This window comes from Nocardioides sp. NPDC127514, from assembly GCF_040302125.1.
GTDB lineage: Bacteria > Actinomycetota > Actinomycetes > Propionibacteriales > Nocardioidaceae > Nocardioides.
The window spans coordinates 94,019-107,741 of the sequence record NZ_JBEORF010000026.1 but is presented as its reverse complement, the minus strand read 5'-3'; the positions used below and the strand labels follow the sequence as shown (position 1 = coordinate 107,741).

At 69.4% G+C, this 13,723-nt stretch carries 12 protein-coding genes and 1 rRNA gene; 4 read left to right on the top strand and 9 right to left on the bottom strand.

The features are described 5' to 3' along the window. From rrf to ABTX24_RS20740, 3 genes are all read left to right on the top strand, one after another. A 5S ribosomal RNA gene (rrf, locus tag ABTX24_RS20750) occupies positions 1-94 on the top strand; the annotation flags it as partial. A gap of 127 nt (positions 95-221) precedes the next feature. Continuing rightward, complete coding sequence (locus ABTX24_RS20745) at positions 222-1,328, top strand: tetratricopeptide repeat protein (protein WP_350842240.1); 1,107 nt, start codon at positions 222-224, stop codon at positions 1,326-1,328. Positions 1,329-1,531: 203 nt separating this feature from the next. Further along, positions 1,532-2,062, top strand: a complete 531-nt coding sequence (locus tag ABTX24_RS20740) for a DUF3145 domain-containing protein (RefSeq protein WP_160028558.1) — start codon at positions 1,532-1,534, stop codon at positions 2,060-2,062. A gap of 112 nt (positions 2,063-2,174) precedes the next feature. On the opposite strand, the gene ABTX24_RS20735 is transcribed toward ABTX24_RS20740, so the two are convergent. From ABTX24_RS20735 to aceE, 7 genes are all read right to left on the bottom strand, one after another. Next, the gene (locus ABTX24_RS20735) at positions 2,175-3,623 is read right to left on the bottom strand and encodes an acyl-CoA carboxylase subunit beta (protein WP_350842238.1); all 1,449 of its coding nucleotides are present in this window, start codon (positions 3,621-3,623) and stop codon (positions 2,175-2,177) included. Beyond that, positions 3,623-4,891, bottom strand: a complete 1,269-nt coding sequence (locus ABTX24_RS20730) for a beta-ketoacyl-[acyl-carrier-protein] synthase family protein (protein WP_160028562.1) — start codon at positions 4,889-4,891, stop codon at positions 3,623-3,625. Before ABTX24_RS20730 ends, ABTX24_RS20735 begins: the two co-directional genes overlap by 1 nt. A 91-nt stretch (positions 4,892-4,982) precedes the next feature. Continuing rightward, positions 4,983-5,234, bottom strand: a complete 252-nt coding sequence (locus ABTX24_RS20725; protein ID WP_091051955.1) for an acyl carrier protein — start codon at positions 5,232-5,234, stop codon at positions 4,983-4,985. A 52-nt stretch (positions 5,235-5,286) separates the two neighbouring features. Next, positions 5,287-6,273, bottom strand: a complete 987-nt coding sequence (locus ABTX24_RS20720) for a beta-ketoacyl-ACP synthase III (RefSeq protein WP_350720806.1) — start codon at positions 6,271-6,273, stop codon at positions 5,287-5,289. After that, entirely contained in the window at positions 6,270-7,460 is a 1,191-nt protein-coding gene (locus ABTX24_RS20715; RefSeq protein ID WP_350842236.1) for an acyltransferase domain-containing protein, read from the bottom strand. Before ABTX24_RS20715 ends, ABTX24_RS20720 begins: the two co-directional genes overlap by 4 nt. A gap of 103 nt (positions 7,461-7,563) precedes the next feature. Next, positions 7,564-8,751, bottom strand: coding sequence for a PucR family transcriptional regulator (locus ABTX24_RS20710; protein ID WP_160028568.1), 1,188 nt, complete (start codon positions 8,749-8,751; stop codon positions 7,564-7,566). 109 nt (positions 8,752-8,860) lie between these two features. Then, the gene (aceE, locus tag ABTX24_RS20705; protein ID WP_502890906.1) at positions 8,861-11,596 is read right to left on the bottom strand and encodes a pyruvate dehydrogenase (acetyl-transferring), homodimeric type; all 2,736 of its coding nucleotides are present in this window, start codon (positions 11,594-11,596) and stop codon (positions 8,861-8,863) included. A gap of 190 nt (positions 11,597-11,786) precedes the next feature. Between aceE and ABTX24_RS20700 the strand changes: the two genes are divergently transcribed. Continuing rightward, positions 11,787-12,680, top strand: a complete 894-nt coding sequence (locus tag ABTX24_RS20700) for a carbohydrate kinase family protein (protein WP_350842232.1) — start codon at positions 11,787-11,789, stop codon at positions 12,678-12,680. Here the strand turns inward: ABTX24_RS20700 and ABTX24_RS20695 are convergent. Together ABTX24_RS20695 and ABTX24_RS20690 are read right to left on the bottom strand one after the other, a co-directional pair. Further along, positions 12,677-13,234 (bottom strand): RNA polymerase sigma factor, encoded by a 558-nt coding sequence (locus tag ABTX24_RS20695; RefSeq protein ID WP_350842230.1) that lies wholly within the window; start codon positions 13,232-13,234, stop codon positions 12,677-12,679. The genes ABTX24_RS20700 and ABTX24_RS20695 overlap by 4 nt on opposite strands. 2 nt (positions 13,235-13,236) lie before the next feature. Beyond that, a complete protein-coding gene (locus ABTX24_RS20690) occupies positions 13,237-13,692 on the bottom strand; it encodes a peroxiredoxin family protein (protein ID WP_350842229.1) in 456 nt (151 codons plus the stop codon). Between the last annotated feature and the right edge of the window lie 31 nt (positions 13,693-13,723).

The following is a 13,723-nucleotide window of genomic DNA, read 5'->3' as shown; positions in this document are numbered from 1 at the left end:
AATACCCGGTCCCATCCCGAACCCGGAAGTCAAGCCCTTCAGCGCCGATGGTACTGCAACCGAGAGGCTGTGGGAGAGTAGGACGCCGCCGGACAAAATTTCAGGTAGAGGCCGCCCTTTGGGGCGGCCTCTACTGCTTTTACTGGCACTGAGTTTGTCAACGCGATGGTCCTCGGATCGTTCGAAGTCGGCTGCGGGAAGCAGCAGTGAGGAAGGCAGCTATGGCTGACGAGCGCCGTAGCAACAGAGGCGGTAAGCCCGCCGGACGCCCCGGGCGTCCGAAGAGCTCGAATTCATCGACCGGTGGCCGTGGCGGCCGATCGGGTGACGGCAAGCCGGGCGCTGGTCGACCGAGTGGTGGTCGGCCTGGTGCTGGACGGAGCAGCGATCGCCGTGATGGCGCCGCTGGCGGTCGCGGAGGCGACCAGCGCCGTGACGGTGGCCGCGGAGGCGACGAGCGTCGCGACGGCAAGCCGTCGACCGGACGCAGCGGCCCCCGCGCCGGCGGCCGTTCGGACGGCCCGAAGCGTGGCGGCAGCAGCGACCGCAAGGGTGGCTACTCCAAGGATCGTGGCGGCAAGCCCGGTGGCAAGCCGCAGCGCCGCTTCGACGAGCCGCGTGAGGAGCGCACGGCGGATCAGCGGATCTACGATGGTCCGGAGCTGCCGGAGGAGGTCACCGGCAAGGAACTGGACCGAGCGATCTCGGCTCAGCTGCGAGGCCTGCCCGAGAAGCTGGCGGCGCGGATCGCCCGCCACCTGGTTGCTGCCGACATGTTCATCGACTCGGACCCCGAGCTCGCCTACCAGCACGCCAAGGCGGCGAAGTCGCGTACGCAGCGGATCGCTGTGATTCGCGAGGCGCTGGGCGAGGCTGCGTACGCTGCCGGCCACTACTCCGAGGCGCTCGCCGAGCTGCGTGCGGCGAAGCGGATGAACGGCGCGACGGCGTACCTGCCGATCATGGCGGACTGCCACCGCGCGCTCGGCCAGCCCGAGCAGGCGATCAAGCTCGCGCACAGCCCGTCGGTGGCGAACTTCGAGGCGCCGGCGAAGGCCGAGATGACGATCGTCGAGGCCGGCGCTCGCCGGGACATGGGCCAGTTCGACGCCGCCCTGCGGATCCTCGAGCAGTCGCCGCTCAACAACAAGAGCCGTGAGGCCTGGGTCGTGCGGCTGCGCTACGCGTACGCAGACACGCTCCAGGACGCCGGCCGGGACAAGGACGCGCTGACCTGGTTCCACCGCACCTACGCGATCGACTCCGACGAGATCACCGACGCCGCGGCGCGCGCCGAGGCCCTCGAGAAGACGGTCGAGAGGGACTGAGGTCCGCCTCAGACGCGCAATCAGTGGCGATCGGCAGCTATGCCGGTCGCCACTGGCCGTTTTGCTCCGATACTGGAGATCCTGGGCGCGGTAGGTAAGAATAGATGTACAACTACATCAGTGTGATCACCGAAATGTTCCTTCACGCATGATCGAGCCCGCTGGGGAAGGCGTAGCTCGCGCCGCAACGAAGGAGATAATCGGTGACCACTCAGATCAAGGACCCGAGCGCCTCGCGTGGCATCGCACGAGGCGTTGTGTTCGTGCATTCGGCTCCCTCCGCGCTCTGCCCTCACATCGAATGGGCCGTCGCGGGGGTGCTAGGTGCGCCGGTGAACTTCGACTGGACGGCGCAGCCCGCCCAGGCCGGCACCTACCGAGCCGAGCTCTTCTGGTCCGGTGCGGTCGGTTCCGCGGCGGCGATCGCGTCGGCGCTGAAGGGATGGACGCACCTGCGCTTCGAGGTCACTGAGGACGGTACGTCGACCTCCGAGGGTGCGCGCTACTCCTTCACGCCCGACCTCGGCGTCTTCCACGCCGTCACCGGGATGCACGGCGACATCATGATCCCCGAGGACCGGCTCAAGGCCGCAGTGGTCAAGGCCGCCCTCGGCGACACGACGCTCGAGCTCGAGGTCGACAAGCTCCTCGGCAAGCCGTGGGACGACGAGCTGGAGACGTTCCGTCACGCGGGGGAGGGCGCGCCCGTACGCTGGCTGCACCAGGTCGTCTGAGCGACCGTCGTCGGCCGCAGAGCACGGCCACGAAAACGCCGAGTCGGCGCGTCATAACGCGCCGACTCGGCGTTGTTTTCGGTCAGGACGCGCCGACTCGGCTTGGTTCGGGTCAGAGCGGGATGTTGCCGTGAGCGCCGCGGCGTACGCCGACGGTCTGGATCGCTTCCTCGAAGGCGGCCGCGATCGCGCTGCGGGTCGCCGACGGCTCGATGACCTCGTCCACGACACCGATCTCGACAGCCTTGTCGACACCGCCTGCGAGCCGCTCGTGCTCGGCCGCGAGCTCCGCCTCGACCTGGGCACGGAGGTCGGGCGCGACCTCGGCGAGCTTACGGCGGTGCAGGATGCGGATCGCGGCGACCGGGCCCATGACCGCGACCTCGGCGCCGGGCCAGGCGAAGACCTTGGTCGCACCGAGGGATCGGGCGTTCATGGCGATGTAGGCGCCACCGTAGGTCTTGCGGGTCACCAGGGTGACCCGAGGGACCACGCACTCGCCGAAGGCGTGCAGGAGTTTGGCTCCGCGGCGTACGACCCCGTCCCACTCCTGGCCGACGCCCGGTAGGTACCCGGGGACGTCGACGACGACGATCAGCGGGACGCCGAGGGCGTCACAGAGGCGTACGAACCGGGATGCCTTCTCCGCGGAGAGGGAGTCGAGGCAGCCGCCGAGCCGCAGCGGGTTGTTGGCGACGACGCCGACGGTGCGGCCGCCGAAGCGACCGAGCGCGGTGACGATGTTGGGAGCCCAGCGAGCGTGCAGCTCCTGTGCGGTGCCCTCGTCGAGGATGTTCTCGACCAGCGGATGCACGTCGTAGGCGCGCTTCTTCGACTCGGGCAGCTGCTCTGAGAGGTCCTTGTCCTCGACCGCGGCGACCTCGAGGCCACCCTGGGAGCCGAGGAGAGCGGTGACCGTGCGGGCCTTGTCGAGCGCTTCGCGCTCGGACTCGGTGAGGATGTGCACGACGCCGGATCGGCGGCCGTGCGGCTCGGGACCACCGAGGCGTAGCATGTCGACGTCCTCGCCGGTGACGGAGCGTACGACGTCGGGACCGGTCACGAAGATGCGGCCCTCGGGGCCGAGGATGACGACGTCGGTGAGGGCGGGACCGTAGGCAGCGCCGCCGGCGGCCGGGCCGAGGACGACCGAGATCTGCGGGATCTTGCCGCTGGCCTGCGTCATCGCGTGGAAGATGCGGCCGACCGCGTGCAGGGAGAGTACGCCCTCGGCCAGCCGGGCGCCGCCGGAGTGCCACAGGCCGATGATCGGGATGCCGTCGGTCATCGCGCGGTGGTAGGCGTCGACGACCACGCGGCAGCCGAGGTCGCCCATCGCGCCGCCCATGACGGTGGCGTCCGAGCAGAAGGCGACCGCCCGGGTGCCGTCCACCTCGCCGACGGCGGCCAGCATGCCGGAGTCGTCGTCGGGGGAGATGAGCTGGACGGTGCCCTCGTCGAAGAGCGCCCTGAGCCGGGTCAGCGGGTTTCGGGGGTCCTGGTCGCGAGGAAGCTTCTGCTGCTTCCTCGCAGCAACAGCCGCGGGGGCTGTGATGGTCATCAGATGCTTCCGTAGACGACCGCTACGTTCGCGCCACCGAAACCGAAGGAGTTGTTGAGGGCCGCGATGTCGCCGACCGGCAGGTCGCGTGCCTTGGTGGCGATGTCGAGCTCGACCGCGGGGTCGAGGTTGTCGAGGTTGATCGTCGGCGGCGACTGGCGGTGGTGGATCGCCAGCACGGTCGCGACGGTCTCGAGGGCGCCGGCACCACCGAGCAGGTGGCCGGTCATCGACTTGGTCGAGGTGACCACGACGTTCTCGACCTGCTTGCCGAGGGTGGCGTGGAGCATCAGGCCCTCGGCGATGTCGCCCTGAGGGGTCGAGGTCGCGTGGGCGTTGACGTGGACGATGGTGTTCGGGTCGATGTCGCCGTCCTCGAGCGCGCGCTTGATGGCTCGGCTGCCGCCGCGACCCTCGGGGTCGGGCTGGGCGATGTCGTGGGCGTCGGCGGTCACGCCGGCGCCGAGGACCTCGGCGTAGATCCGGGCGCCGCGGGCCTGGGCGTGCTCGAGCGTCTCGAGCACGACGATGCCGGCGCCTTCACCGAGTACGAAGCCGTCGCGGGCGGTGTCCCAGGGGCGGCTGACCGCGGTCGGGTCGCCACCGTCGGGGCCGGAGGCGGTCTTGGACAGGGCCATCATGTTGGCGAACGCGGCCATCGGCAGCGGGTGGATCGCTGCCTCGGTGCCACCAGCGAGGACGACGTCGGCGCGGCCCAGACGGATCTGGTCGGCGGCCAGGGCGATCGCCTCGGAGCCGGAGGCACAGGCAGAGATCGGGGTCTGAGCCGCGGCGCGTGCGCCGTAGATCAACGAGATGTTGGCTGCTGAGGCGTTGGCCATCAGCATCGGGACGGCCAGCGGGCTGACCCGGCGCGGTCCCTTGGCCAGAAGCGTGTCGTAGTTGTCGAGCAGGGTGGTGACGCCGCCGATGCCGGTGGCGACAGCGACACCGAGGCGCTCGCCGTCGAGGCCGGCCTCGGTGGCCGTACCCTCGAAGCCGGCGTCCTTCCAGGCCTCGGCCGCGGCGACCACGGCGAACTGCGCTGAACGGTCCAGGCGTCGCGCCTTGACCCTCTCCAGGACCTCGGACGGCTCGACGGCGACACGGCCGGCGATGCGTACGGGAAGGTCCTGGGCCCACTCCTCGGTGAGCTCGCGGATGCCGGAGCGGCCGGCGATCAAGGCATCCCAGGTGGTGGCTACATCTCCGCCTACCGGGTTGGTGGTGCCCAATCCAGTGACGACGACTCGGGTGCGGCTGCTCATGTGGTCTCCGTGTGAGGTGTTGGCGCGTTGGGTCAGGTGAAGCAGATCCGGCGGCTCGGCCTGGGAGGGTTGGCCGAGCCGCCGGGGCGCGTCAGGCGTTCGCGGAAGCCTTCTCGATGAAGCTCACCGCGTCGCCAACGGTCTTGAGGTTCTTGACCTGCTCGTCGGGGATGGATACGCCGAACTTCTCCTCGGCAGCGACGACGACCTCGACCATGGACAGCGAGTCGACGTCGAGGTCATCGACGAAGGACTTGTCGAGCTGAACGTCGGCGACATCGATGCCGGCGACCTCGTTGACGATCTCGGCGAGGTCGGAGCGGATCTCTTCGGTGGTGGCCATATGTGGTGCTTCCTCTCGGATTTTGTGTGGTGAAACTCTGGGTGGTGCGAGACTACGGAACGACGACGACCTGGGCTGCGTAGACCAGTCCGGCACCGAACGCGATGAGCAGGGCGGTGTCGCCCGACTCAGCCTGACCCTCCTCGATCATCCGCTCAAGAGCAAGCGGGACCGAGGCGGCCGACGTGTTGCCCATGGTGGCGATGTCGCGGGCGATCTTGACCGACTCCGGAAGCTTCATGGAGCGGGCCAGGGCGTCGACGATGCGCATGTTGGCCTGGTGCGGGACGAAGCAGTCGAGCTCGTCGGCGGTGATGCCGGCCTTCTCGAGCGCCTCCTGACCGACCTTGGCCATGGCGTAGGAGGCCCAGCGGAAGACGGGGTTGCCCTCCATCGTCAGCCAGGGAGTCTCCTTCGCCTCGACCGCGTCGAACCAGTCGGGGGTCTGGATGTGGTCGGCCTTGTCGCCCGAGGAACCCCAGACGACCGGGCCGATCCCGGGCTCGTCGCTCGGGCCGACGACCGCGGCACCGGCGCCGTCGGCGAAGATGAAGGCGGTGCCACGATCGTGCGGGTTGGTGATGTCGGAGAGGCGCTCGACACCGATCACGAGTACGTTGCGGGCGCTGCCGCCGCGGATGAAGTCGCTCGCCATCGCGATGCCGTGACAGAAGCCGGCACAGGCCGCCGAGATGTCGAAGGCGGCCGGGTGGTCGGCACCGAGCTCGTCGGCGATCAGCGCGGCTACTGCGGGCGTCTGACGCATGTGGCTGACGGTGGCGACGATGACGCAGTCGATCTGGTCGATGCCGATCTTGGCGTGCTCGAGCGCCTTGCGGGAGGCGGTGACCGACATCATCTGTACGGTCTCCTCCTCACCCGCCCAGCGACGCTCGGTGATGCCGGAACGGGTGCGGATCCACTCGTCGGAGGAGTCGATCAGATCGACGATCTCGCTGTTGGGGACCACCCGGGTGGGGCGATAGCCGCCTACGCCGAGGATGCGGGCGTGCGGGGAACCTGTCGGGGCAGAGATCACGAGTGCTGGACTCCTGTCGGGTGCAGCCGGAGCAGCGGCTGACCGGGGGATACGAGGTCGCCGTCCTCGACGAGCCATTCGATGACCTCGCCGCCGTGGGCGGACGTGATCGCGATCGTGTCGCGGAGACTGGCGATGGCGCCGATCTCGGCGCCTGCCGGAATCACGTCGACCCCGGACACGGTCTCGGAGAGCTTGAAGGTGCCCTTGGACGGGGAGACGACCATGCGCCAGGTCGGCGTGGTCTCGATCGGGTTGGCCTCTCCGTGCTTCTCGACGAACGCGCGGGCGTCGTCGAGCTGGTCGGGAGTCTTCAGGGCGAAGGTCTCGACGCCCTTGAGGGCGCGCTTGGCGATCCCGGTCAGGGTGCCGGCCGGCGGCATCTCCAGGATGCCGGTCACGCCGATGTCGGACATGGTGTCGAGGCAGAGGTCCCAGCGCACCGGGTTGGCGATCTGGCCGACGATCCGGTCCAGCGCCTTGGCGCCGTCGTGGACGATCTGGCCGTCCTTGTTGCTGATCAGGCGCGTACGCGGGTCGTGGGTCGAGACGCTCTGGGCCAGCCGGCGGAGGTGGCCGACGGCGGGCTCCATGTGCTTGGTGTGGAAGGCGCCGGCGACGCTGAGCGGCATCAGCCGGGCCTTGGCGGGAGGATCGGCGGCGAAGGCCTCGAGCTGCTCGAGGGTGCCCGCGGCGACGATCTGGCCGGGGCCGTTGTCGTTGGCGGGGGTGAGACCGTGCTTCTCGATCGCCGCCAGCACCTCCTCGCGTACGCCGCCGAGGACCGCGGTCATGCCGGTCGGCGTCTTCGCGGCGGCCTCGGCCATGGCCTTGCCCCGCTCGCGGACGAGCACCATCGCCTGCTCGGCGCTGATCGCCCGTGCGCCCGCGGCGGCGGTGATCTCACCGACGCTGTGGCCGGCGACCGCTCCGATCTTGCCGAAGGCGTCCGCGGGCTGCGGGAAGAGCTCGAGCGCCGCAACCAGGCCGGTGGCGACCAGCATCGGCTGGGCGATCTCGGTGGCGCGGATGGTCTCTGCGTCGGCATTGGTGCCGTAGTCGATCAGGTCGATGCCTGCGACGGTTGAGAGCCACTCCATACGAGCGGCGAAAGCGGGGTCCTCCAGCCACGGGGTGAGGAATCCTGGTGTCTGAGCACCTTGTCCTGGGGCGACAATGACGAGCACGCAAGAATAGTCCCGTCTGGAGGGGTGTCGGTTCACCTTCAGCGGCAACGAATATCCCTCCCGCAATCTTGTAGGGGTTCTACAACTTGCGTCCCTGCCAGCGCTAATGGTCCTGTTGCCGGCCGAGAATCAGGGCGACCTGCAGGGCGAGAGCGTCGCGCGAGTCGGTCGGGAGGAACCCGGTGAGCTCCGCGACCTGCTTGAGCCGGTAGCGCACGGTGTTGGGGTGCACGAACAGTGTGCGCCCGGTGGCCTCGAGGCCGCCTCCGGCGGCGAAGTACGCCGCCAACGTCTCGATCAGGGTGCTGCGGGCCTCCACCAGCGGCCGGTAGAGATTCTCGATCAGGTACCGGTGGGCCCACGCGTCGCCGGCCAGGGCACGCTCGGGCAGGAACGACTGGCTGCGTGCGGGGCGAGGCGCATCGGGCCAGCCGGGCGCGGCCCGGTAGGCGGAGAGCGCGGCCCGGGCGGACTCGGCGGCGGTCGCGAGCCCGGCCGCCATCGGTCCGACGACGACGGGCCCGTCGGCGAAGAGGTCGGCGATGCGCTCCGCGGCCTCCAGCGGGTCCTCGATGCCACCGAGCAGGGCGACGAGGCGGTCACCCTGGACCGCGCACAGGGTGTGCAGGTCGTGGGCGCGGGCGCGGCGGCGTACCTCCTCCATGGCGGCGTCGAGGCGGACGCCGTCGGGAGCGTGGCCCAGCACCGCGCACAGCGGCAGGTCGGCGTCCCAGCCGAGCGCGCTGGCCCGGGAGAGGACGACCTCGTCGGTCTCGGCACGCAGGACCGCGTCGACCACGAGCGCCTCGAGCCGGGCGTCCCAGGCGCCGCGCTGCTCGGCGGCGCGGGCGTAGACCTCGGCGGTGGCGAAGGCGACCTCGCGGGCGTAGCGGCCGATCGCCTCGTGGACGTCGGCGGCGTCCTCGGGCCCGAGCAGGTGGTCGATGTTGGCCTCGACCACCTCGATGGAGAGGCGTACGAGGTCCACGGTCTGCTGGAGCGTGATGATGCCGGTCAGCGCACGGGGAGCGACGCCGAACATCGACGCGGCCAGGTCGGGCTTGGCGGTGTCGGCGGAGGCGCCGCCGCCGTACCAGCCGACGAACTCCTTGATGCCCGCCTGCACGATCAGGCCGACGAGGGAGCGGTTCTTCGCGGACAGGTCCTTGAACCACGGCATCGCGTCGTCCATGCGCGACGTGGCGGCCGTCGCCAGCCTGCCGGTCGCGCGCCGCAGCGCCTGCGCGGTGCGCCGGCGGGTAGGAGGAATTACTGCGGTCACGTTGTCCATTCTTGCGCTTAGTACATCTGATGACATGCCGAGTCGGCGCATCCGACCCCTCTGGCTCGCTTCGCTTCGCCAGACACGGGGTCAGATGCGCCGACTCGGCGCCACGAGTTCAGGCGTCTCCGCCCTCCTGCATGATGCCCTTCGTCGCCGTCGGGTCGTCGATGCGGTAGGTGTCGAAGGCCTTCTTCACCAACGCGGCGTCGATCTCGCCGGCCTCGGCCAGGGCCTGGAGGGCCTGGACGACGACGGACTGGGCGTCGATCTGGAAGAAGCGACGCGCCGCCGGGCGGGTGTCGGCGAAGCCGAACCCGTCGGCACCCAGGACGCGGTAGTCGTCGGGCACCCAGCGGGCGATCTGCAGCGGGACGGCCCGCATGTAGTCGGAGACCGCGACGACGGGACCGTTGGACGCCGAGAGCTTCTCGGTGACGTACGGCGTGCGCGGGGTCTCACCGGGGTGGTTGAGGCTCCACTGCTCGGCCTCGATGGCGTCGCGGGCGAGCTCGTTCCACGAGGTGACCGACCAGGTGTCGGCCTTGACGCCCCAGTCCTCCTCGAGGATGCGGGCAGCCTCCTCGACCCACGGGAACCCGACGCCGGAGGCGAGCAGGCGGACCTTGGGGCCGTCTCCCTCGGCGGTCGAGACCTGGTGGATGCCCTTCAGGATCCCCTCGAGGTCGACGTTGTCGGGCTCCTTGGGCTGGCTGACCGGCTCGTTGTAGACGGTCAGGTAGAAGATGACGTCCTCGCCGTTCGGGTGCTCCTCGGTCGAGCCGTACATCCGCTCGAGGCCGCTCTGCATGATGTGCGAGACCTCGTAGGCGAACGCGGGGTCGTAGTGCACGACCGCCGGGTTCGTCGCCGCCAGCAGCGGCGAGTGACCGTCGGCGTGCTGGAGACCCTCACCGGTCAGCGTGGTGCGACCGGCGGTGGCGCCGACCAGGAAGCCGCGGCCCATCATGTCGGCCATCGCCCAGATCGAGTCGCCGGTGCGCTGGAACCCGAACATCGAGTAGAAGATGTAGAACGGGATCATCGGCTCGCCGTGGGTGGCGTACGCCGTGCCGGCAGCGGTCGCCGAAGCCAGCGCCCCCGCCTCGGAGATGCCCTCGTGCAGGAGCTGGCCCTGCGCGGACTCCTTGTAGGAGAGCAACAACTTCCGGTCGACGCTCTCGTACTGCTGGCCGCCAGGGTTGTAGACCTTCGCGCTCGGGAACATCGCGTCCATGCCGAAGGTGCGGTACTCGTCGGGCGCGATCGGCACGATGCGCTTGCCGATCTCTGGGTCACGCATCCAGTCCTTGAGGAGCCGGACGGTGGCCATCGTGGAGGCGATCTTGTTCTTGCCGGAACCCTGCTTGAGCTCGGCGTAGACCTTCTCTCCCGGCAGGGTGAGCGGCTTGAACTCGACCCGGCGCTGGGGGAGCGGACCGCCGAGCTGCTTGCGGCGCTCCATCATGTATTCGATCTCGGCCGACTCGGGACCCGGGTTGAAGAACGGCGCCGCGCCGGTCTGCTCGTAGGTCGCCTCGAGCTCCTTGTCGGAGATCGGCAGGAGCAGACGGTCGCGGAACTTCTTCAGGTCCGCCATGGTCAGCTTCTTCATCTGGTGGGTGGCGTTCTTGCCCTCCAGAGCGTCGATCGTCCAGCCCTTGATGGTGTGGGCCAGGATGACGGTCGGCTGCCCGACGGTCTTGGTGGCCGCGTCGAAGGCCGCGTAGACCTTGCGGTAGTCGTGACCACCGCGGGGAAGCTTGCGGATCTGCTCGTCGCTCATCTGCTCGACCATCTTGCGCAGGCGCGGGTCGGAGCCGAAGAAGTTCTCCCGGACGTAGGCACCGGTCTCGACCGAGTAGGTCTGGAACTGGCCGTCGGGGGTCGAGTTCATCTTGTTGACCAGGGCGCCGTCGACGTCCTTGGCGAGCAGCTGGTCCCACTCGCGGCCCCAGATGACCTTGATGACGTTCCAGCCGGCGCCGCGGAAGTTGGACTCCAGCTCCTGGATGACCTTGCCGTTGCCGGTCACCGGGCCGTCGAGCTGCTGCAGGTTGCAGTTGATCACCCAGACCAGGTTGTCGAGCTCCTCGCGGGCGGCGACCCGGATGGCGCCGAGCGACTCGGGCTCACCCATCTCGCCATCGCCGAGGAAGGCCCACACGCGCTGGTCGGAGGTGTCCTTGATGCCGCGGTTCTGCAGGTAGCGGTTGAACCGCGCCTGGTAGATCGAGTTGATCCCGGTCAGGCCCATCGAGACCGTCGGGAACTCCCAGAAGTCGGGCATCAGGCGCGGGTGCGGGTAGGAGGAGATGCCCTGGCCGACCCCGTGCTGCACCTCCTGGCGGAAGCGGAAGAGCTGCTCTTCCTTGAGCCGGCCCTCGAGGAAGGCACGCGCGTAGATGCCGGGGGCGGCGTGGCCCTGGATGAAGACCTGGTCGCCGCCGCCGGGGTGGTCCTTGCCGCGGAAGAAGTGGTTGAAGCCGACCTCGTAGAGGCTCGCGGAGGACTGGTAGGTGGCGATGTGGCCGCCCACCTCCAGGCCCTTGCGGTTGGCGGAGGAGACCATGACGGCGGCGTTCCACCGGATGAAGGCCCGGATGCGTCGCTCGATGTCCTCATCGCCCGGGAACCACGGCTCGCGGTCGGAGGGGATGGTGTTGATGTAGTCGGTGCTGCGCAGTGCGGGGACGCCGACGGACTTCTCTCGGGCTCGCTCCAGCAGACGCAGCATCATGTAGCGGGCTCGCTCGCGTCCGCTCGACTCGAGCATCGCGTCGAACGAGCCGAGCCACTCACTGGTCTCTTCGGGATCGATGTCCGGAAGCTGGGTCGGTAGACCCTCGTGGATTACGGTCGGCTGGGCGGGGGTCGGGCCCTGCGGACCACCAGTCGTCTCGGTGGATTGTTCGGTCACATCCTCAATGGTCGCACGCGGTCGAGAGCGGACGCCCACCCGCGGTGGGTTACTGGACAGTAGGCGGTTTCTGCTGGTCAACCCCGGAAAAATCGTTCGTACGCCGAGTTGCTAATCTGCCGCCGTGACTAGCCTGGATCGTGACAATGCCGTTGCCGACGTCTTGGTGGTAGGTGAGGCACTGGTCGACGTGGTCACGACCGCTGATGGCGTTACCCGCGACCACCCCGGCGGGAGCGGCGCCAACGTCGCCGTGGCGCTCGGCCGGCTCGGCCGACCGGTGCGGTATGCGGCCTCGTTCGCCGATGATGCTCGGGGTCGCTCCTTGGCTGCTCATCTGGCTGATTCGGGCGTGGTGATGGCATGCGACCCGCACGTGCTGGCCCGCACCTCGACCGCGCAGGCCACCATCACGGCCGACGGGTCGGCGACGTACGTCTTCGACCTGGAGTGGAAGCTCGGCGAGATCGCGGTGGGGACGCCGCGGTTCGTCCACGTCGGATCGCTCGCGCCGGTGCTCTCACCGGGCGCCGAGACGGTCTTCGAGCTGCTCGACGGGCTCCCCGACTCCGTCCGGGTCCTCTACGACATCAACATGCGACCGACGCTGACCGGAACCGGCCAGGAGGTCGTCGCGCGGATCGAGCGGGCGGCGGCGTACGCCGACGTGGTCAAGGCGAGCGACGAGGACCTGGAGACGCTCTACCCCGGGATCGGGCTCGACAAGGCGGCCGCGCGGCTGCTCGAGCTCGGTGCCGGTGCGGTCGCGGTGACCCGCGGCGGCGATGGCGCCAGCTGGATCACCGCGTCCGAGCGGATCGACGTCGAGGCCGAGAAGGTGACCGTCGTCGACACCATCGGCGCCGGCGACACCTTCTCCGCGGGCCTCGTCGACGCGCTCTGGGACGACTTCGAGCGCGACCGTCGCGAGGTGCTCGCCCACGGCGTTCGGGCGGCGGCGGTCACCGTCTCGCGTGCCGGTGCCAACCCGCCGACCCGTGCCGAGCTGAACGGCTAGACCACCTCTTCGAGGCCGGCCCGGAGCGCTGCTCGGGCTCGATGCAGACGCGACTTCATCGCCGGCAGGCTCAGCCCCAGGTGCCGCGCGACCGATCTGCCGCTGTAGCCGTGTACGTCGCGCAACAGCAGCACCCGCCGTTGGTCGGCCGGAAGCCTAGCGATGGCGGCGGAGACCTGACGAGCCTCGATCTCCGCCAAGGCGGCCTCCTCCGCCGACGAGCTCGCGCGAAGGGGCAGATCGGTCACCTCGGCGAGGACGTGCCTCCTGCTGATGGTCCAGCGACGAACGCATTCGTTGCGCACGATGGTGAACATCCATGACGCCAACGCCGCGGTCGCTCGCAGCGTCCCGATCTTGCGATAGAGGATGACCAGCGCCTCCTGCGTGGCATCCTCTGCGTCCTGCTCGCTCATGCACAGCGACGTGGCGAACCGCCGCACGTGCGGATGGGCCCCTTCGATGAGCACCGAGATCGAGGCGACATCGCCGGCCTGCGCCGACCGGATGACGTCCGTGTCTGGCCACGGACGGCGCGTCTGCTGGTTCGGCACGATCACCCCGCGCGTTGAGGCAGCGCGTCGAGCGCGGCGAGTACGTCGCGGTGACGGTATCCGCCGGTGGGCATGGTGACGATGTCCGCGTACGTGACCCGGCCGGCTGCGTCCACGACGATGGTTCCGGACTGCATCATCGAGCCGAGCAGGCGACGGGCGAGGCCGAGGTCACCGTGGAGGCCGGGGACGACGGGGAACGGGATCTGCCGCCGGTCCGCCCACGCCTGGGCCGTGGTGGCTTCCTCGGGGACGGCGATCAGGACCCGCACGCCCCGGTCGCGGAAGTCCGTGGCGTTGGACGTGAGGGTGCGTACGTGGGCGTTGCACATCATGCAGGTCGTGGCTCGCATGAAGTAGACGAGCGTGCCCCTGTGGCCCTCCCCGAGGAGGTCGGCCGCCGTGCCGTCGCTCAGCCGCACGGAGGTGTCCTCGATCGTGCTTCCTACCTCGATCACGTGTGTTCCTCTCTGTTCTGCCCGCGGCGCG